Origin of the sequence: Thermoanaerobacterium aotearoense (genome assembly GCF_009905255.1) — a bacterium.
Taxonomy (GTDB): Bacteria; Bacillota; Thermoanaerobacteria; order Thermoanaerobacterales; family Thermoanaerobacteraceae; genus Thermoanaerobacterium; species Thermoanaerobacterium aotearoense.
This window is the reverse complement of the sequence record NZ_CP047602.1, coordinates 376,360-396,094: the sequence shown is the minus strand read 5'-3', so window position 1 is coordinate 396,094 and position 19,735 is coordinate 376,360. Positions and strand designations below refer to the sequence as shown.

Sequence of the window (19,735 nt, the reverse complement as noted above, 5' to 3'; positions counted from 1 at the left end):
ACCTTCCACATTCATTATAGAAGACTATACTCCAAAATAATTTACCGCATTGTTATAAGAAATGTCTTCAACTATCTTCCCTAATAAATCTATATCGTAAGGAACCTCACCTTTATCTACCCACTGTCCAATCAAGTTGCACAGTATCCTTCTAAAGTATTCATGTCTTGGGTATGATAGAAAACTTCTCGAATCAGTAACCATTCCAACGAATTTGCTTAAAAGTCCTACATTTGCCAGCGTCCTCATCTGCTCCCTCATTCCATCGATGTTGTCATTAAACCACCATGCAGAGCCAAATTGCATTTTCCCTGGAATCCCTTCTCCTTGGAAGCTTCCCATGAGGGTTGCCAAAACGTAGTTGTCCTTTGGGTTTAATGTGTACAATATGGTCTTAGGAAGTTCTCCTGTAGCTTCTAATGAATCCAAAAGCTTAGATAACGGATAAGCTATATTAACATCATTTATGGAGTCGTAACCTGTGTCAGGTCCTAAGTTTTCAAACATCCTGGTATTTGTATTCCTCAATGCTGCAATGTGAAGCTGCATGGCCCATCCAAGCTCTTTGTACTTTCTTCCTAAGAATTGAAGTATATTCGTCTTAAACTTATCTATCTCGATTTGAGAAAGTTTCTCTCCATTCAAGGCTTTTTTGAATATACCATCGACTTCTTCATCAGAAGACTCTTCATAAGCTACAAAGTCGAGAGCGTGATCTGACAGCCTGCATCCTAAGCTGTCAAAGTACTCCAGTCGTGAATTCAATGCATCTAAGTAATCCTGGTAATCTTCAATGGCCATTCCACTTGCTTCTTCAAGCTTTTTGACCCAGTCTTTAAAATCGTCCTTGTCAATGTTTATACCCTTGTCAGGTCTAAATGCAGGCAAAACCTTTACACTAAAGCTTTCATCATCTCTCAAAAGTTTGTGATACTCAAGGCTATCTGTCGGATCATCTGTTGTACACAATATCTTTACGTTTGAATTCTTAATGATGTTTCTTACACTGAAATCGCTGCTATTTAATACAGCGTTAACTTTTTCCCATATCATTGGAGCTGTTTTCTCATTTAGAAGCTCATTGACGCCAAAGTACCGCTGAAGCTCTAAATGTGTCCAATGAAAAACAGGATTGCCGATAGCCATAGGCATAGTCTTTGCAAACTCTAAAAATTTGCTGTAATCATCAGCATCACCTGTAATATACTTTTCATCGACGCCATTGCTTCTCATAAGTCTCCATTTATAGTGATCGCCATATAGCCAAACTTCCGTGATGTTTTTAAATTTTTTGTCTTCGTAAATATCTTTAGGATTCAAATGACAGTGAAAATCAAATATAGGCATCTTTGAAGCATAATCATGAAATAGTTTAACAGCAACTTCGTTGTCTAATAGAAAATCTTCATCCATAAAATTCTTCATAAAATCAGCTCTCCCACGAAATTTTTGTTCACGTTAACATTTGTTTAATTTAATTATATAACTGCCAATGATGATTGTCAAGTTAATGTTAAAAATTTTTTTGCTTGAATTTATCATCTTTGAAATTTGAAAATTTATTTTGGCAACTTTAATCTTTAAAACTTTTTAGTGCCCTTTGTACAAAATCTCCAGGTGAAATTGCCTTATCAGTCAACTTTTGAAATTTTTCATCTCTCGTTACTATAAAATTGCCTTTAATCTTTTTTAACGATTGTAGTTGTAAGGCATCTTCTAAATCATTAAATTCTGAAAGGGCCATCGCTTTTTCTATATCTTGCTTTGCTACACTTACCACATTCATGATATTAAATAATGCTTTAATGGCTTTTATACAAGTATCATGATTGAGATTTTTATTGATAAAATAATATATATCCGTAACTGCAAATGCAGATATATATGCTGTTACGACCTTTTCATCTGCCATTTTAAATATAGTATATGCATCCTTAGCAAAAGGCTCTCTTTTTAGCAATACATCAAGTATAACATTCGTATCAATCAATATTTTCATCAATTTGCACATTCATCTCCAATCATGCAATATTATCTATGGAGATGAATGTGCTTTACCCCCTCTCTTTGTCTATCTATACAGCAAAACTTGTATTTTTCACAAATTCACTTACAGCGGCTCGCCATTTAGGTAAGATTATTTGTATTTCTCATTTATCCTTTCAGCTCTAATTTGTTCTTTTGTTACATCTTTATTTTCACAGTTTGATAATAAACCATATAAAAAATCAGCATTTGGAGTGCCATCTTTTCTTATAGGCACTAATTTTGCTACTTCTTTACCATTTCGCGTTATTATTATCTCCTCTTTTTCCACAATATCCAAGTATTTTCCTGCTCTTGTTTTGAATTCTGTGGCATTAACTATCATATAAAGCACCTCCTCTAATTACATTATACAATCATTAATTAATTTATACAATTATATATTGATTAATTTTAAAATTTATATAATGATTAAAATTTAACTCTGCAGCTTAAATAAATTTTTCTCATGTATATGCTACTTTGCCCATATTAATTTTATCCTGGTGAAGGCAAGCATATCACTTGCCCTACTACAAGGTTATTTGGATCTATATATGGGTTTAGGGCGAGAATTTTATCGACAGTAGTGCCTACAGTTTTTGCGATTTTATAAAGGGTATCTCCAGGTGCTACTTCCCAGTATATTCCTGTTGGGCATTCTGTCGTTTTGCCATAAGGTATTATGGACGGCAAACATATTACTTGTCCTACCATCAATCTATTTGGATCTATGCCAGGATTCACTCTTATAATGTCATCTACAGGTCTATTTATCTTCTGAGATATAAGCCACAATGTATCACCGGGCTCTACTGTGTAATACCTTCCAGATGGGCAATACGGCATTGTAACACAACCTTTCATTCAATTTTTGTACTATTATATTCACAAAAAGACTCATTGACATATTTTTTCAGAATATGCTGTGGTATAATATGTATGAGAATTAATGCAGTGACAGCGCTCACATAAATTCAATTAAGGAGGTTTTTGTATGGGTCATATTAATATAGATGTGAAAAGAAGGTTTATGGGACGCTTTAAGTACGATAACGATCTTTTACAGGAGATAACAAATTTCATAACAAATGAGAATATAAGATCTGGTGAGATAAGGATTATAGGTGCAGTAAAAAAGGCTCGTTTCGGCTACTTTAACCAATCTACAAAAGAGTACAAATTTATCGAGAAAAACGAACACATGGAAATACTAAGTGCCATAGGAAATATATCCTTAAAAGATGGCAAGCCATTTCCCCATGTACATATAATTCTTGCTGATGAAAACGGAAATGCCTTTGGCGGTCATCTCATGGAAGGCACAAAAATATTCGCTGCTGAATTTGTCATCGTAGATTACGGCGAAAACAACTTAGAAAGGGTCGATGACGACTACACAGGACTATCTCTGTGGAACCTATGAAAAAAAGCTTAAAAGGTGACTTTAGCCTTTTAAGCTTTTACTTTATAAACTTCAGCATGGTGTGCCCGTACTTTATCACGTCTATGTTTGTATTATACACTATATGCCTAATAAGCGGCATGCCTAATATCTTAACCATTCTGTCATAATCGCTGTTACTGAATTTATCCAGTTTATCTCTGTAATCTGAAAGCATTTGTACTTTATCAGTTATAGTTTTGACCATTTTTTCATAGTCTTCACCTGTTGCAATTGATCTTGCAGCGTAAATACCGCTTTCTAAAGCGTGAAATGCTCCGAGCCCTAAAAGTGGATCTAAAAATCCAGCGGCATTTCCAACGAAATATACATTGTCGATTTTGTGCTGTTTAGCAATACCTGTATTTAGTTCCAATTCATAGGTCTCCACCATCTCATAGCTAAATCTCTCAGTTTTTAAAAAAAGCTGCCATAGACTGTCTAATTCACCGTGCTGTAAGTATGTCGTTATAAGCCCTAAAGATGCTTTAGTCTTATCAAAAGGCATGATGTATCCGTACCCAGATCTTGCGTAATCAGTGTTAAACCACATCTCTGCCGTATGTGGTTCAAAATTTCCTAAGATTGTGGCACCTTTTATCCACGTAGTAACGGTGGTTCTCCACTCTGTAAGCTTTTCCAGTATCCCAGAATTTCCAGTAGCCACTACTACAAAGTCAAATTCCCTTGAAAGTTCTTTGTAATCAGGGTCTGCATTAAAGTTTACCTTTGACTTTACGCCTCTTGCCAACTGATTGTCAAGTGAATCCGCATCTTTGCTTCTCAAGACGAAATACCCATGATTTCCTTTTACTGATGAAGTGTACTTTGGAGAATGCATGATGATTTGAGTCATCTTCTCAACAGGCGTCAATGATATGCCATAAGTACGCCTAAAGTAGTAAACGGGATCTTTAATCGGCCTATCTTCCATGTTTAAAAATGAACCGATGTTAGGCTGAATCGTCCCTATAGCATTTTTTCTCTCAAAAATCACACACGTTATTCCAAGTCTTTCAAGCTCATGAGCACATGCGAGCCCTGATATCCCTGCTCCTATTATGGCAACTTTCATAGCCTAAAATTCCTTTCATGTAGTTTTTATCAACATTAAAACTTAAATAATTCATTGACAGCGTACCGTATTATGAATGAAGAATACTTTACTATGTTAAAATTTGTATCGTAAATAAGCTGCTTTATGAGTGGCGTTGTCAAAAACTTTATAAGCCTGTCTATCTTATCGTTATCTACCGTGTCGATGGCTTTCCTGAACTCTAAAAGTTTTAAATTTGCATTTGTAAGATACGCCATTTCATTTTCAAAGTTGCAACCTGTTGCGATGCTTTTTGCTGCCAAAGCGCCACCTAAAATTGATGCAAACTGACCAAAACCCAAGAATGGCTCTATGGCCCCTCCTGCATTGCCTACAAAGTACATGTTTTCGTATGTATGCGGAAACGCATTGCCTGATATATGCTCATAGTCGTACACACTTACTACGTCATAGCCGATCTTCTCTATTTTTAAAAACGTCTCCCAATACCTGTCTATTTCCTCCTTTGTGATGTAAGGAACTATAAGCGCTAAAACGGCCCTTTTATCATCAAAAGGAGCGAGGTATACATAACCGCTTTTGCAGTAGACTGTATTCATCCACATTATAAGCGCATTCGGGTCGAATTTACCGATTACCTCAGCAATTTTAAGCCTCGTATCAACAAGCGTCTGCCAACATCCTAACTCATTTGGTATCTGATGATTTCCAGTTGCTACAATGACATAATCATAAATTTCCTTTAGGTTCTTGTAGTCTGCGTGGACATCAAAATTGACATTTGTCTTTAATTTCTTGTATAGTTGGCTTTCTACTGACAATTCTCCTTGCCCTTTCAGCATAAAGTATCCAAGCCTTCTGCCTTTAATTGTGCGAGTGACTGTTGGCCCATGCATCACAATCTTGTCTATGTTGTTAAGCGGTGCAATAGCTACATCAAAGTTATTTTTTAGATACTCTAAAGGATCATTTATTGGCCTATTTATGACATTTAAAAGTCCTCCTACATGGTTAAAAGCATCGCCGACTTTCGATTTTCTCTCAAATATATCAGGCTTTATCCCATAAGATTCAAGCCTTATAGCTGCAGTTAAGCCTGCCGAGCCTGCTCCTATAATAGCTACTTTCATTTATTTTCCCTCGGCGTCGTATATACTATGCTGTTGGGCTCAGTCGGCTTTGACTTTAACGATTCTATGTTCTGCTGTATGATAGTGATAAATCGCATCTCATCATCCCTCATCTGAGTGAATATCTGCCTCACATACGGATTGGTTATGTTTATTAGATTTTCGTTGTAGAACATCTGCTGATTTATCAAATCCTTCTCTATATCCTGCAATGCATCCATCATATCATAAGACATATTTTTCTTCACGAGGGAATCTATCTGCATCGTCTTTTCAGCAGCGACAATCTTGTCTACATGGTTTAAGGCAGTAATCTCTATCTGTTTCAATACTCCTTTAACTTGACTATCCGGTATGTTTTTGCCGTAATCTTTTGCCTTTTTGTGTATCACATCTTCGTAATTTTTAGCCTTCTTAAAGGCACTCGATATAATCTCTTGCGGGCTCATATTCTGCATTTTGCATCACCGTTATTAGATTTTCCACATTGCATCCCTTATATACATAAAAAGAGGCCTCACCACACATATGTGAAGCCTCCCAACATAATTTGATTATATATCTAATTGTTTTATGACATCTGCCATGACACTTGCTGAATGCCTAAACTTCTCCACTTCTTCGTCAGATAAAGGCAAGTCCAAAATCCTGGCAACGCCATTCCTGCCTACGATAGATGGCAAGCTTAATGAAACATCTTTCACGCCGTACTGTCCATTTAATGGAGATGATACTGTGAGGATGGAATTTTCATCTCTTAAGATGCACTCCACAATCCTTCTTACTGCAACTGCCACAGCATAGTATGTAGCACCTTTTTTGTCTATTATCTTGTAAGCAGCATTTACGACTTCTTCTTCTACTTCCTTTCTGAAATTTGTGTTGCAGACGCGTCCGCATATGCTGCAGTACTCATTAAATGATATACCCGATATGTTTGTTATGCTCCATGCTGCAAACTCTGTGTCACCATGCTCGCCGATTATCCTTCCGTGGACATTTCTCGGATCTATATTGCAGTGCTTGCTTAAAAGGTATCTAAACCTTGAGCTGTCAAGAACGGTGCCAGAACCAAAAACTCTGCCCCATGGAAGTCCAGAAATCTTGTATGTAACGTACGTCAGTATATCTACGGGATTTGTCACAATCAAATATATGGCCTTGTCATTGTACTTTAAAAGCTCAGGTATCATGGACTTAAATATGGCTGTATTTTTCTTTACAAGGTCAAGCCGTGTCTCTCCCGGCTTTTGAGCAGCACCTGCTGTCACAACTATTACATCTGCGCCTTTCACATCTTTGTAGTCACCTGCATACACATTTACAGGCTGTATTAGCGGTATGCCATGGCTTATGTCCAGTGCATCGCCTATAGCCTTGTCCTTGTTTAAATCCACCAGCACGATATCTGTCACAGTCCCACTTAATGCCAGCGTAAATGCCGATGTTGCACCTACAAAACCAGATCCTATTATTGCTACCTTGCTCATTACATCGCCTCCTAAATAATATGTATTTTCCTTTAATAATATTATAACATAGTTTTGATGAAATTGTCTAAATTTTAATCTTATTTTGTCCTTATTGATTTGAAATATTATCTTTATAGTTATTTTCTAAAATACTTTTTCGCAGTTTATCAGATATCATTTCATCCTTTTAATTGCATAAAAATACCGCTTTAGCTATCATGCCTTAGCGGTTTATTATGCTGCTAACTTTTTTACAAGTTTTTGCACTTTTTGTCTTAATTCATTTTCTCCAATATACAAGTGATATTCATTTCTTATATTTTCATCCTGTTCATAGTATTCACAAGCCATATAAATATCATCAAACAAGCTCATTTCTTCATCTGTCAATAAATCTTGCTTTTGTTCATAAAGCACTTGAAAGTCTTCGATAAATTCATTTATGTTTAAATTATTATTTACATATTTCCGACAAATTTCTATTAATTGCATTGCGACATTACTCATTAATTCGCCTCCATTCCTTTACTATTCGTTTCCTTGGAGTTATAGTAATTATCCAGCCATGTTCTTTATCGATATGTATTGATATGCCATTTTTATACCTGACTATATTGCCATTAGGTTCAATATAATTTTCACCATTTTGTAATACATCCAATAACATCTGTTTGTCATCTGGCAATCTTCCAGAAGCTGTTTTCCCAAGTATTTCATTCAATGCATGTTCAGTAGGAACAAAGCCATTATCAGTAAAAAATTTGGCTAAATTAAGCAACTTTTCCTTATATTCAGGTTTATATTTCCCTTTTAATATTATATTGCCCTTTTGTTTTTCCATATATTCATTATACTGCTTTAATATACTGCCGTCAATTTCTATTGACGCATGGTTTGTATTTTTTTTACCCTAGTTTTGCAGCAAAATTTTATGTAGCGTAACCCGGAACCAGCAATTTTACTAACGATTTTGGGTAAAATTTTTTTAAATTTTTGTCATATTTTGGTTGCGGATTATTATGGATTGTGGTATAATATAGTTATATTGAATTTTATTGGGGGAGTTTAATGTGTATTTAAAGAAAAGTAGACGCAGTTCCGGAAGAATATACCTATCTATTGCAGATGGATATCGTGATAAAGAAAGAGGGCATACAAGGACTGTTACTATTGAATCGCTTGGATACCTCGATGAGCTTCAAAAACAATACGATGATCCAATCGCTTTTTTTGAACAAAAGGTTAAAGAATTGAATGAACAAAAAGCCATGAAAAAGACTCCAATTACTCTTAGTTTTTCTCCTAATGAAAGACTTTTGATTAATACGAATGATCGTAAAAACTTTGGCTACGCTGCATTTAGTAAGATTTATCATGAACTTGAATTGGACAAATTTTTGAAAAACAGGCAGCGTCATTCAAAAGAAGAGTATGATTCTAATGCTATTATGAAACTTCTCGTATTTTCACGTTTATTGTATCCTGCTTCAAAGAAAAAGACTTATGAGAATAGAGATATATTCTTTGAGAGGTTTGATTTTTCTTTGGATGATGTCTACAGATGTCTATCTTTTTTTAACAAACATAGTAATGCTTTGCAACTTTGGGTTCATGAGCATATTAAGTCTTTATATGAACGAAATACTAATCTGGTTTATTACGATGTTACCAACTATTATTTTGAAATTGATGAACAAGACGAATTGCGTAAAAAAGGCGTTTCTAAAGAACACAGGCCAGATCCAATTGTGCAGATGGGATTATTTATGGACACCAATGGTATACCTATTACATATAAACTTTTTCCTGGCAATGCTCTAGATAAAACTACATTTATGCCTATGTTAAGGAAAATACAACATGATTATTCTTTGGGAAGAATTATTGTAGTTGCTGATAAAGGTATCATCACTGGCGATAACATTTGGTATACTTTATCTGCTGGTAATGGTTATGTATTCAGCTATTCTGTTCGTTGTGCAGATAAGGAATTTAAGAAATATGTCCTTGACGAAAACGGATATACACACAGAGGAGATAGCTTCAAGATAAAATCCAGACTTTATCCAAGAGAAATATTAGTAACCACCACTAAAGGCAAAAAAATGAAAAAGGTAGTTGATGAAAAACAGGTTATTTTCTATAGTGAAGAATATGCTTTAAAAGCAAAATATGAACGAGCTGCTACCATAGAGAAAGCAAAAGACCTAATTAAAAATCCAGCAAAATACAATAGAGCTACATCATACGGTGCTTCCAAATATGTAAAGAATCTCATTTTTGATGAAGAAACCGGCGAAATATTAGAAAGTGCTCATCAGCATTTAACATTTGATGAGGAAAGGCTAAAAGAAGAAGAAAAATTTGATGGATATTATGCAATAGTTACTAGTGAATACAAAGAATCTGATGATAAAATTATTGAAATGTACCGTGGACTTTGGAAGATAGAAGAATCTTTTAAGATAACTAAAAGTGATATCGAAAGCAGACCAGTTTATTTATCACTGAGGGAACATATTGATGCTCATTTTCTGATATGCTTTATATCACTTGTAATTGTGAGAATACTTGAATATAGATTAAAAGGAAAATATTCTGTTTCAGCTATACTTGAGAGTCTAGCAAAAGCATCCTGCAGTTACATACAAGAAAATTATTATCTGTTTGATTTTAATAATGATGTTCTTGAAGATATAGGTAAAGAATTAGGCATTGATTTTGGGAAAAAGATTATGACATTAGGAGAGATTAAAAAAATTTTAGGAGAAGTAAAAAAATGACATTTCCACTACAACTTTTTGACAAAAACAGAAAGCCCGAAAGCCTTCATTTTAAAGGGCTTAGGGGCTTTTTTTATCCTTTTTTGCTGCAAAAGTCAGGTTATATTGCCCTTTTGTTTTTCCATATATTCATTATACTGCTTTAATATACTGCCGTCAATTTCTATTGACGCATGGTTTGTATTTTTTTTTTTTGGTATCAAATCGTAGATTGTTGGTTTAAAAATTACTACAAGTGGAATATTAGAAGTAAGTATATGAATGTCTTGCGAAAGGATTGAGTTTAAATGAGCGATATAGATGAGATAAAAAAATTGATGGAAAGACTTACAGAAAGCGAAAAAGACAAAGAAGAAGCCAGCAAAAAGATGCAGGAAGTATTGGGCAAATCCATAAAAGAGGTAAAAGAAATACTGCTGACACTAAAAAAATACATAGCCAATGATAATGTAACATTAAGAAGCTACAGCGGCAAAACATTTGCCACAGGAGAAGGAATCATAATCTACGACAAAGGCATAGACGAAAAAATAATTTTAAAATCAGACGGAAGCTTTTACCTTTATAAAGTGGAAAATGACCAATTGGCAACAGAAAAAATAGAGGATTTAGACATACACGACTACATGAGCTACGACACTCTCTTTGACAGCGTGAAAAAATCTTTGATAAAATGCATACAGAAAAATGAAGAAGACATATTGGCATACAAAAGCACCATGCTTAAAATTGACAAGTACAACAAAGATTTGGAAGAAATATTGGCTTTAAAAAATGGGACTGAAGAAAATAAAGTAAACAAGGAAGAACAATGATTCAAAAAAATGAATTTATTACTGATCTGTAACACAATATTAATATTTATTTTTGGGCAAAGTCTTACACTATCACCTCCTTCAAAACCTTGATAAATCAAGGTTTCCCTTCCAAACTTTTGTCTTTTGTGTTCATACAGTTTATATAGTTTATTCTCTGGTTGCAGTAAAATTGCAGTACACTGCAATTATTCGTTCTGTGCCTTAGTCACCAAAATATCCATTTTACATATAGCAATACTGCTCACAGAACTTCCAGAATGAGGTAAACTTTTCTGGATAAAGTACATGAAGCAAAAGCCATATTTCAGATGTATTGTTATCATTGGTGTTGCTGTCAACAACCATACATGAGGCACATCTTTAGTTATTGTCGCTATTGCCTTACTTCTGGCTGCTTTTCTATTCTTTATATAAGCATCTTCGTCGCACACAACAACCTCCCAATCAACATCTTTAAACCAGTCCAGCTTAATCATCACGCTTTCGTAATTTGTGACGATAACTCTACTGTCTGGTAAAGTTTTAGACGTGGTTGTAAACACTTGTGCTTCTAAATTGAACCATTTTTCATTTCATAGACCCAGTTGTATATGAGTGACTTTTTAGTCACAACCAATACCTTTTGGGCATTAATCTCCAGAAAAGCTGCAATTGTTTGCAATGTTTTTCCAAGCCCAGCATCGTCTGCCAGTATTGCATGTTTAGCATTTATTAGGAAACCCACACCTGCCTTTTGATAGTCGTCTAACATACTGCCATATTTCAATCGTGGAGTTTCTCCTGAAATGATTTTTGCAAGTGTAATTCTTTGACTGGATTTTTCTTGAAGGTACTTTTCAACACTTTCGTCAAACTGTATACTATCTGCTATTCCGTACAAACCATTGATGTCAATATCCAGTGGCAGAAACCATTTGTGCAATTGCTTATTGTATCTGCCACCAATACTTTGCAGGTTAGTCTTTTCTCTAACTGTTAACTGGTCAGCAAAGTAACCTGCAACTTTGCCATCCGATTGGACTTTCAGTGAAAGCCTCATTAATTCAACCCTCCTTTACACAGTGTAGTGGGCAGTCATTGCAATAGCTAATTAAAAGCTCTGGTGCATTTAGTTCCTTGGCTACTGCTACGGCAATGTCTGGTGGGCAACGCCTTTTGTTTATTTCCAAAAGGCTTATCATTTGTTGTACTACACCGATACGGTACGCCAACAATTTTTGTGGTATATCTTTCTGTGTGCGTACATGACGTAGTGTATTGCCAAAGCTGTACAAGTAAATAAGCACCTCCTTTATCTTTAGTTATGTACAACTATTAGTTGTATAAATTTTATTGACAAAAAATATTATGAGGCATATAATACACAATGAACGCAAAACATAATATAAACTGTAAACAAATAATTGTTATTGCTGTTGTATATGTATAGTATACACTATATTATACAGTATGCCAAGTACATAAAATACAAATTTTAATTTTATGAAAGGAGGCTTATGATGAACAATAACAATAACAATAACAACAACAACTTTAGCATTACTCTAAGACGCTTAAAAGAAATGCACAATCTAACAAATAAACAGTTAGCTTCAATTGCAGATGTGGCAGAAGTAACCATAATCAAATACTTGTCTGGCAAAAGAAACCCAAGCAGAGAAGTAATACAAAAATTGTCAAGTTACTTTAACATACCTGAAAGTGAGCTAATGAATAGCACACCTGATGAAAACATTAGTACAATATTGGAGAGCTACAACAACGCTGTAAAAAGCTTTGAAAAAATTAAAGGTGAAATCGCAAAGGCTTCTTTTAATGAAATACCGAATTTTGTCAATAGATTAAATGAAGCTTCAAAAACAGTCGAAACTGCGAAAGAAACCTTAAAGAAAATCCTGCTTGAGAGCAAGCCCATAAACTATGTACCTTTATATGACAACAGAATACCTGCTGGGTATCCTAATAGTGTTGGAACTGACAACATCGCAGATTGGGTAGTAACACCGTCAGATTACGAAGTTGACTTTGCAGTCACCATAAAGGGTGATAGCATGATATATGCAGGCATTGATGACGGAGATACTGTTTTTGTTACCTCCAGCGCAACGGCAGAACATGGTGATATGGTTATAGCAGCCACTGAGGAAGGTGAAGTTACTATCAAGTATTTTGTGCAGAAAGGCAATCAGTATTTTCTCATGCCTGCCAACCCAGATTATAAACCGATACCATTCACAGATAAATTCCGTATTGTGGGAAAGGTAGTAGCTGTATTAAAAGAACCCAGACCATACAAAGTGGCAGGTGAGCTAAATGCCTAAACGTCGTGCTAACGGAGAAGGAACTATATATCAGCGTCCTAACGGAACATGGGCTGGACAACACTATCAATGGTAAACGCAAAACTGTGTATGGACGCCGAAAACAGGACGTTGTTACTAAAATAAGAGAACTACAACTTCAAGCTTTGTCTGGGGAATATGTTGACCCAAACACAATAACTGTATCACAATTAGTTCATACATGGCTTGATGTGTATAAAAAATATAACATCAGCCAAACAACTTATAATAATTATCTCCAGAAAATACAAAAGTACATCGACCCCTCTATCGGTAGTATTTTAGTACAACAGTTACAACCAACACAATTGCAAATGCTCTATAATTCTTTAATTGATAAACCAGGGGTACTATACAATATCTATATAATTGTGAAGGCTGCCCTAAAATTAGCTGTAAAACAACGCATAATAAAAGAAAACCCAGATGAAGGCACTAACCACCCTATGCCAAAACTGAAAAAGCGGAAGTCCCTTACACCAGAGGAACGGGACAGATTTTTAGAAACCGCTAAAAAGTATTTTATCTATCCGTACATTGTTTTGGCAATGACCACTGGTTTACGCCGGGGTGAACTGCTTGGGTTGAAATGGTCTGACATTGACTTTGAAAACAAAACAATCACAGTAAACCGTCAAATACAATACACACGTCAACCAGATGGTCATTATAGCTTTATGGAAACAGATACAAAAACAGTCAATGCTTATAGGACTGTGCCGCTTCCAGATGATGCTTTGCCAGTAATGGAAAATTACAAAAAGCTTTATGACCTCTGGCTAAAAGCTATAAATGTAAATACAGATTTTGTGTTTATTACTTCTAAAGGAACACCACTGAACCCTGTAACAATTGCAGTGATGTTTAAGAAAATTCGTGAAGAAGCAGGTGTGCCCTCCGCAAGTCCGCATGTGCTACGCCACACTTATGCAACAAAGTTAGCAGAACGTGGTGTACACCCAAAAGCTGCACAAAGACTTCTGGGTCATGCAAGATTTCAAACAACAATGGATATTTACACAGATGTCACAAACACGCTTATGGAGGACACAAAACATAAAATGAAAAATTTTTTGCAAAATGGGTAAAATAAGCCTAAAGGGCTTATTTTATTATTGCAGTAAAATAACAGTACATGCCATTACTGCAATAGTAAAATAAGCCCAGAAAGGGCTTAAATAGCGGACTTCAGAAAGTAGTTTATGAAATGTTAATATAATGTAACACAATATTAATATTTTTTTAATAAATTTTATCTTTATACGTGATATTATTATATATAGAATGAAAATGAAGTTTTCATAAATGGATATATTAGCCCATGGGGAGGATGAAAAAATGAAGGGTAAGGTTTTTCAAGTTGTTTCTTTTGTGATGGTATTTCTAATAATGGGCTTTATGATATCAATGGAATTTAAGACTATACAAGGCAGTGTAAAGACTGCAGCAGATACATCTCGCGGAAGCAGCGTAAATGTTGATGAGCTAAGCAGCGAACTGCAGAACATGACTGATGAAAGAAATGCCTTAAAACAGCAAGTAGCAGATCTCAATAAAAAGCTTGATGAATTAAACAGCTCATCATCAAAATATGAGGCGACTTTAAATGCTCTGTCGCAAGATGTAGAAAAATACAAAGAGCTTGCAGGTTTTACTGCCATGACTGGTCCAGGAGTCATAGTCACTTTAAACGACAGCGACCTTCAGCCAAAAGATGGAGAAGACCCAAATATGTTTTTGGTACACGATGAAGACCTGATAAAAGTAGTAAATGAGCTAAAAGCAGGTGGAGCTGAAGCCATATCTATAAATGACCAAAGGCTTATAGCTACATCTGAAATAAGGTGTGTAGGTCCTACCATCAACATAAATTCTACAAGATATGCTCCTCCATACGTCATAAAGGCGATTGGAAACCCTGACACATTAGAAGCTTCATTAAATCTCAAAGGCGGCATTGTAGATACTCTTAAATATTATGGGATAAAAGTGGACATACAGACATCTAAAAGCATCGTAGTCCCTGCCTACACAGATCCAATAAACTTAAAATACGCTAAAGCTACAAATTAAACTTGCCTCTTACCTTAATACATTTTATTAAGATAGGTTCAGTCATGGCTGAACCTATCTTTTATTTTGTTTATTATTTTATTTTCAGCAATTATATAGTAAAGGCAAAACCTGCCTGCAATAGAAGGATATGAAGCGACAAGCCTCATGTTCCTCTTTTTATCCTTAGTCCAATCTTCTTTGTACTTTTCATCCCCTCTTAAAAAATCGTAGACTTCATCTCCGACTTCTATTGAGCGCTTTATCGATAAACCTAATGTTACAGCTCCAACGCTTAATCTGCTGTAATCCAAATCATATCCGCTTATGTAGTAATACCTTTTTCTACCTACATGGTAGCTTAATAAGCTTGCAACGATTTTATCATTGTCTTTTAATTCAAACAAGCTTAAAATGCCTCTATTGAAAAAATCAAATGCCAAAGCCTTGTGAAAATCCCTAATCCTCTTAGAATAAAATGCACCCGGCATACGTCGTTTTCTCCACCTTGCCTGATGCAGCTCTATTAGTCTATCCATTGAATCATCTATCTCATTTTCATCTGCGACGCACATGAAACTTCCATCGCACTTTGTGAAAAATCTCTTGATCTCGTACTTTATATTTCTTCTAAATTTGCCATCAAGAGTGCTTAAATATTCATCCCATGTTGCAGGCAGCTTTATATATGGACATACATCTTGAATATCGTAATCGTAGTAAAGCCAGCTATCCATTATATACGGGTATATGCCGCTGCTTTCTGGAAGGTGCTCCAAGTCTAACACTGTAAACCTGTCTATCGTTGACTCCAGATACTTTACAAGTGTACGATAAAACACATCTTCATATCCGTATCTCACTATGAAGTCGAGGTAATCGCTGTTATTAGATCCTATGAATTTTATCCTCTTTACAGGAAGTCCCATCTCACCAAATGTAATCATAAAGGGCGCTATTCCAATAGGGCCTTGGTCACCAACCACCAAAAGAATCCACAGCCTTTTACCGCCGCCAAAATACTTCCACCAATTTACGACCCATTCAAAAGTGTTGAAAGGGTACACTTTAGAATTCTCCTCAAGCTGATGCCATATATCCTTGATGCTTAAAAGAGTCTTTACATCCCTCACTATCTTTATCTCTATGTCAAGTATCTTTCTTTCATCCATAAAAATATCCTCCAAACGACGTACATAAATAGGATAAAGCCTACAAGCATTAATAAATAACTCCACCATGGGTACGTCCTGCCTATTAAGTCTATCTTCAAAATCTGCATCGACACTAAATACGAAACAGACGTCCAAAAAAGTGACCACAAAAGATCGCCGATGGCAGAAAACACAAAAAACGACTTGAAGTCCATCCTTGTTATGCCTGAAGCCCAGATAGCGGGTGTCCTTGGCAGCCCTATGAGGCGCCCTAAAAGATTAGTAACACCACCATACTTTGAAAACCACCGATCCATGCCTTCTAAATCTTTAACAGTTATCTTAAAAAAATGTCCATACTTCTCTACAAAAGTCCTGCCTGATTTGGCACCTATTATGTACGCTAATACATTTCCTGAGACATTTCCTAATGCTGCAATCAAAACCACAGCCAAAAAGCTCATCTGTCCTCTTGATATAAGGTAGCCTGCCGCAAGAAAGAGTATCTCAACAGGCCCTGGCATTCCGGTGCCTTCAACCAGCAATGACAGAAACAATGCCAAATAACCGTAATCTATTATTAAACTGTATAAGATATTAGTGTTCTCCATAATTACCTTCCAATCAAAAATTTCTATATAATAGTATACAACTTTATCGCGAAATTTAAAAGCAAGTGGCACAATAAAAAAAGAGCCTTTAGGCTCTCAAAAAATCAATTTATTTTTTGTAATTTTCGATGACATTTTTGTAAAGGTCATAAGTCTTTTTTGCAATTGATTCCCAACTAAACATGTCTTCTACTCTCCTTCTGCCGTTTGCGCCGAATAAAGCAGCCAAATCCCTGTCATTAAGTAGAATATTGATCTTTTCAGCTAATTCATAAGAATTGCCGGGCTCCACTAAGAATCCAGTTTCTCCATCTACGACTACTTCTTTTATTCCACCTGTGGCGCTGGCAACAACTGGCGTGCTGCATGCCATTGCCTCAAGATTTATAATGCCAAAAGGCTCGTATATGGATGGACATACAAAAACATCGGCATTGCTGTAAAGCTCTATGACTTCTTCCTTTGAAACCATCTTGTCAATCCAGATGATGTTTTCATAAAGCTTGACTTTTTCCTCCATCTCTTCCTTGATTTCCTGTGTATCAGGTGATGAAGCGCACAATACGACTTTTACATCCTGTGGCAAATATTTTACAGCATCTATAAGGTGGATTATTCCCTTTTGTCTTGATATCCTTCCTACAAATAAGATGTACCTTCCATCTATTCCGTATTTTTCCCTTGCCATGTTTGAATCCGCCTTCTTGTATTGATTTAAGTCTATCCCATTGTAGATAACCTCGATCTTGTCTTCCGGCACATTGTAGCACTTCATGATATCTTTCTTGGAATCATTGGACACAGCTATTATCTTGTCAGCCGCCTCAACACCTGTTCTCTCCATCCATGTGCTTAAGTGATACCCATTTCCAAGCTGCTCTTCCTTCCAAGGCCTCAGAGGCTCTAAGCTATGAATGGTGACAATAAGCGGTATATCGTAAAGCATCTTCGCTAGAAAGCCTGCCATAAACGTGTACCATGTGTGGCAGTGGACAATATGTGACGAAACCGCATCACTGACCATGGCAATGTCGGTAGTCAATGGTCCTAACACTTTTTTAAATTTATCGTCAGAAGCTTTTTTCAACATCTCCCATTCTCTATAGCCTTTTACTTCCATGTTTTCAAAATGATTGTCCTGATCTCCAAAGCACCTGACATCAACATTCATAAGCTTTGATAATTCCCTCGTCAAATAATCCACATGGACACCCGCGCCACCGTAAATATTAGGCGGAAATTCATTTGTAAATAACGTGACTCTCAAATTATCCATTGTATACCTCCAAACTTGAAATATTTTTTAATTCATCTATGCACTCAATAATGCCTTTTAGCGGTATCTTAAACCAAGATGGCCTGTTATTGACCTCGTAAATTGCTTCAAACACAGCTTTATCCAGCTTAAACAAGGCTAAAATGGCAGTAATGTATCTTTCATCAGGTATTAAATCTGCATCGTGTTCATTGATTAGATTTACATAGTTTTCAACAAACACGCTTGTTATAACGGTTGCCCATGTTGACAAAAGATTTTCTACTTTTTCTAAATCAACGCCACCTTTACCATTTTCCTTGTACTCAAAAAACTGTGAGTAAGCGGCATAGTTAAATGACCTTATCATGCCAGCCACATCTTTTAAAGGCGACATGTGCCTGCTTCTCTCAGAAATAGATTTTGTAGGCTCTCCTTCAAAATCTATAAGTATATAGCCGTCTTCTTTCTTTAAAAGCTGCTCTAAGTGCAAATCTCCATGACATCTTAAATATTTGCCAAAGTATGGCGCTAAAGATTTAATATTTTCGATGCTTTCCAGTAACAAATTTTTGTCATCGATTATCTCTTTTATAAGGCTTTCAACATCGTCACTGTAATCCTGATTTTTCATGTAATCCAAAAGCAAATTAAAATTGGATATTATCTGATTTGTAATCTCATCTATGTGAGATTCATTGGGTTCTAAAACGCCAAAATTCCCTTCATTAATGAGCGACAGCTTAATGTGCATGTTGGCGATAAGCTCTGATATCCTTTTTACTTCACCCATATAATCGCCGCAATTTTTGTATACAAAGCTTACAAAGTCGCTGCCATCGTACTTCTTCACAAAATCCTTCAAGTACTCCTGAGTATACTGCCACATGTCAGCTACATTTTCAATGTACTGCGAAAACATTGAAAGAGTGTATATTGTGCCTTTCCCATCGTCGTACAAAAAATACCCTCTAATATCTTGCACATCATGAAAACCGTACTTTCTAAGCATGTAAGTCATTTCAAGATCTGGGTTCATGCCATTAGCCATTCTCCTAAATGTCTTCACTATCTCGTTTTTGCTAAGCAGCGTAAGGCTATTGCTGGACTTGTTGTTTAACCTTTTTGAACTGTATATGTCATGATTTAAAATCATGTAAGGCTTAAGTCGGCTGCCTGATTTAAACTCAATTTCTTTTCCACCTCTTAATATATCATCTAAGCATCTGATGTACTCCACATCGTCAACCGCATCGTATAAGCTGTACACACAATTACCATCATTGTATGCGGCAAGACAGCTATCACTTAAAACATTCTTTCTCACAATAATAGGAAAATAATACCGAGATTTTTTTTCTTCACCGCTTATCGTTTCAAAAATAAAATCTATAAGTGCTGCAATAATAATAAATGATCTATCAATACTTAATATAGCATAGTCAAAAAGCGTCTTGTCTTTTATATAAGAGGCTTTCTCCTGAAACCATCTAAATTCTCGAATCTTGTCATCTTTGATTGTTTTTACAATATAATCTATCTTCGACAAGAAGCCATCAAAATCTCCTTCTTCAATGTGCACATAAACCATT

23 protein-coding genes are annotated in these 19,735 nt (G+C 35.7%); 6 read left to right on the top strand and 17 right to left on the bottom strand.

What is annotated here, in order from left to right; translation table 11 throughout:
- Positions 1-24: 24 nt before the first annotated feature.
- The 4 genes from uxaC to GSH73_RS01880 all read right to left on the bottom strand — a co-directional run bounded on the left by uxaC (position 25) and on the right by GSH73_RS01880 (position 2,874).
- Positions 25-1,425: a glucuronate isomerase gene (uxaC, locus tag GSH73_RS01895; protein WP_014757129.1), complete on the bottom strand. Its 1,401-nt coding sequence runs from the start codon at positions 1,423-1,425 to the stop codon at positions 25-27.
- 148 nt (positions 1,426-1,573) lie between these two features.
- Positions 1,574-1,999: a type II toxin-antitoxin system VapC family toxin gene (locus GSH73_RS01890; RefSeq protein WP_038068416.1), complete on the bottom strand. Its 426-nt coding sequence runs from the start codon at positions 1,997-1,999 to the stop codon at positions 1,574-1,576.
- 138 nt (positions 2,000-2,137) lie between these two features.
- Positions 2,138-2,371, bottom strand: a complete 234-nt coding sequence (locus tag GSH73_RS01885) for a type II toxin-antitoxin system Phd/YefM family antitoxin (protein ID WP_014757131.1) — start codon at positions 2,369-2,371, stop codon at positions 2,138-2,140.
- Between the two features lie 152 nt (positions 2,372-2,523).
- Complete coding sequence (locus GSH73_RS01880; protein WP_014757132.1) at positions 2,524-2,874, bottom strand: LysM peptidoglycan-binding domain-containing protein; 351 nt, start codon at positions 2,872-2,874, stop codon at positions 2,524-2,526.
- 148 nt (positions 2,875-3,022) lie between these two features.
- Between GSH73_RS01880 and GSH73_RS01875 the strand changes: the two genes are divergently transcribed.
- Positions 3,023-3,451 (top strand): PPC domain-containing DNA-binding protein, encoded by a 429-nt coding sequence (locus GSH73_RS01875; RefSeq protein ID WP_014757133.1) that lies wholly within the window; start codon positions 3,023-3,025, stop codon positions 3,449-3,451.
- A gap of 37 nt (positions 3,452-3,488) precedes the next feature.
- Here GSH73_RS01875 and GSH73_RS01870 read toward each other — a convergent pair whose 3' ends face one another.
- From GSH73_RS01870 to GSH73_RS01845, 6 genes are all read right to left on the bottom strand, one after another.
- Positions 3,489-4,544, bottom strand: a complete 1,056-nt coding sequence (locus tag GSH73_RS01870; protein ID WP_014757134.1) for an NAD(P)/FAD-dependent oxidoreductase — start codon at positions 4,542-4,544, stop codon at positions 3,489-3,491.
- A 35-nt stretch (positions 4,545-4,579) separates the two neighbouring features.
- Positions 4,580-5,656: an FAD-dependent oxidoreductase gene (locus GSH73_RS01865; RefSeq protein WP_014757135.1), complete on the bottom strand. Its 1,077-nt coding sequence runs from the start codon at positions 5,654-5,656 to the stop codon at positions 4,580-4,582.
- Positions 5,653-6,114: a hypothetical protein gene (locus GSH73_RS01860; RefSeq protein WP_014757136.1), complete on the bottom strand. Its 462-nt coding sequence runs from the start codon at positions 6,112-6,114 to the stop codon at positions 5,653-5,655. The genes GSH73_RS01865 and GSH73_RS01860 overlap by 4 nt, the downstream gene beginning before the upstream one ends.
- Positions 6,115-6,210: 96 nt before the next feature.
- Positions 6,211-7,146 carry an L-lactate dehydrogenase gene (locus tag GSH73_RS01855; protein ID WP_014757138.1) on the bottom strand — a complete coding sequence of 312 codons (936 nt, stop codon included), beginning with the start codon at positions 7,144-7,146 and terminating at the stop codon, positions 6,211-6,213.
- Positions 7,147-7,362: 216 nt separating this feature from the next.
- Positions 7,363-7,635, bottom strand: coding sequence for a colicin immunity domain-containing protein (locus tag GSH73_RS01850; protein ID WP_014757139.1), 273 nt, complete (start codon positions 7,633-7,635; stop codon positions 7,363-7,365).
- Positions 7,628-7,969, bottom strand: coding sequence for a hypothetical protein (locus tag GSH73_RS01845; protein ID WP_014757140.1), 342 nt, complete (start codon positions 7,967-7,969; stop codon positions 7,628-7,630). Before GSH73_RS01845 ends, GSH73_RS01850 begins: the two co-directional genes overlap by 8 nt.
- A gap of 229 nt (positions 7,970-8,198) precedes the next feature.
- Here GSH73_RS01845 and GSH73_RS01840 point away from each other — a divergent pair, with 229 nt between their 5' ends.
- Both GSH73_RS01840 and GSH73_RS01835 read left to right on the top strand, forming a co-directional pair.
- Positions 8,199-9,911: an IS1634 family transposase gene (locus GSH73_RS01840; RefSeq protein WP_014757141.1), complete on the top strand. Its 1,713-nt coding sequence runs from the start codon at positions 8,199-8,201 to the stop codon at positions 9,909-9,911.
- 287 nt (positions 9,912-10,198) lie between these two features.
- On the top strand, positions 10,199-10,726 hold the full coding sequence (locus tag GSH73_RS01835; RefSeq protein WP_014757143.1) for a hypothetical protein: 528 nt from the start codon (positions 10,199-10,201) through the stop codon (positions 10,724-10,726).
- A 188-nt stretch (positions 10,727-10,914) separates the two neighbouring features.
- On the opposite strand, the gene GSH73_RS13655 is transcribed toward GSH73_RS01835, so the two are convergent.
- Genes GSH73_RS13655 through GSH73_RS01820 form a run of 3 tightly spaced genes read right to left on the bottom strand, consistent with a single transcriptional unit; the run spans position 10,915 to position 12,003 of the window.
- Complete coding sequence (locus GSH73_RS13655; protein WP_014757144.1) at positions 10,915-11,271, bottom strand: SNF2-related protein; 357 nt, start codon at positions 11,269-11,271, stop codon at positions 10,915-10,917.
- 8 nt (positions 11,272-11,279) lie between these two features.
- Positions 11,280-11,768 carry an SNF2-related protein gene (locus GSH73_RS13650; RefSeq protein WP_014757145.1) on the bottom strand — a complete coding sequence of 163 codons (489 nt, stop codon included), beginning with the start codon at positions 11,766-11,768 and terminating at the stop codon, positions 11,280-11,282.
- Between the two features lie 4 nt (positions 11,769-11,772).
- Positions 11,773-12,003, bottom strand: a complete 231-nt coding sequence (locus GSH73_RS01820; protein WP_014757146.1) for a helix-turn-helix domain-containing protein — start codon at positions 12,001-12,003, stop codon at positions 11,773-11,775.
- Positions 12,004-12,228: 225 nt separating this feature from the next.
- Here GSH73_RS01820 and GSH73_RS01815 point away from each other — a divergent pair, with 225 nt between their 5' ends.
- The 3 genes from GSH73_RS01815 (at position 12,229) to GSH73_RS01805 (ending at position 15,144) form a co-directional block, all read left to right on the top strand.
- The gene (locus GSH73_RS01815) at positions 12,229-13,050 is read left to right on the top strand and encodes a LexA family transcriptional regulator (protein ID WP_014757147.1); all 822 of its coding nucleotides are present in this window, start codon (positions 12,229-12,231) and stop codon (positions 13,048-13,050) included.
- 5 nt (positions 13,051-13,055) lie between these two features.
- The gene (locus GSH73_RS01810; protein WP_014757148.1) at positions 13,056-14,159 is read left to right on the top strand and encodes a tyrosine-type recombinase/integrase; all 1,104 of its coding nucleotides are present in this window, start codon (positions 13,056-13,058) and stop codon (positions 14,157-14,159) included.
- 250 nt (positions 14,160-14,409) lie between these two features.
- A complete protein-coding gene (locus tag GSH73_RS01805) occupies positions 14,410-15,144 on the top strand; it encodes a DUF881 domain-containing protein (RefSeq protein WP_014757149.1) in 735 nt (244 codons plus the stop codon).
- A gap of 38 nt (positions 15,145-15,182) precedes the next feature.
- Here GSH73_RS01805 and GSH73_RS01800 read toward each other — a convergent pair whose 3' ends face one another.
- The 4 genes from GSH73_RS01800 to GSH73_RS01785 all read right to left on the bottom strand — a co-directional run bounded on the left by GSH73_RS01800 (position 15,183) and on the right by GSH73_RS01785 (position 19,734).
- Positions 15,183-16,295 carry a GNAT family N-acetyltransferase gene (locus GSH73_RS01800; protein WP_014757150.1) on the bottom strand — a complete coding sequence of 371 codons (1,113 nt, stop codon included), beginning with the start codon at positions 16,293-16,295 and terminating at the stop codon, positions 15,183-15,185.
- The gene (locus tag GSH73_RS01795) at positions 16,268-16,888 is read right to left on the bottom strand and encodes a DedA family protein (RefSeq protein ID WP_014757151.1); all 621 of its coding nucleotides are present in this window, start codon (positions 16,886-16,888) and stop codon (positions 16,268-16,270) included. The genes GSH73_RS01800 and GSH73_RS01795 overlap by 28 nt, the downstream gene beginning before the upstream one ends.
- Positions 16,889-16,997: 109 nt before the next feature.
- Entirely contained in the window at positions 16,998-18,164 is a 1,167-nt protein-coding gene (glgA, locus tag GSH73_RS01790) for a glycogen synthase (RefSeq protein ID WP_014757152.1), read from the bottom strand.
- The gene (locus GSH73_RS01785; protein WP_044984021.1) at positions 18,157-19,734 is read right to left on the bottom strand and encodes a hypothetical protein; all 1,578 of its coding nucleotides are present in this window, start codon (positions 19,732-19,734) and stop codon (positions 18,157-18,159) included. Before GSH73_RS01785 ends, glgA begins: the two co-directional genes overlap by 8 nt.
- Between the last annotated feature and the right edge of the window lies 1 nt (position 19,735).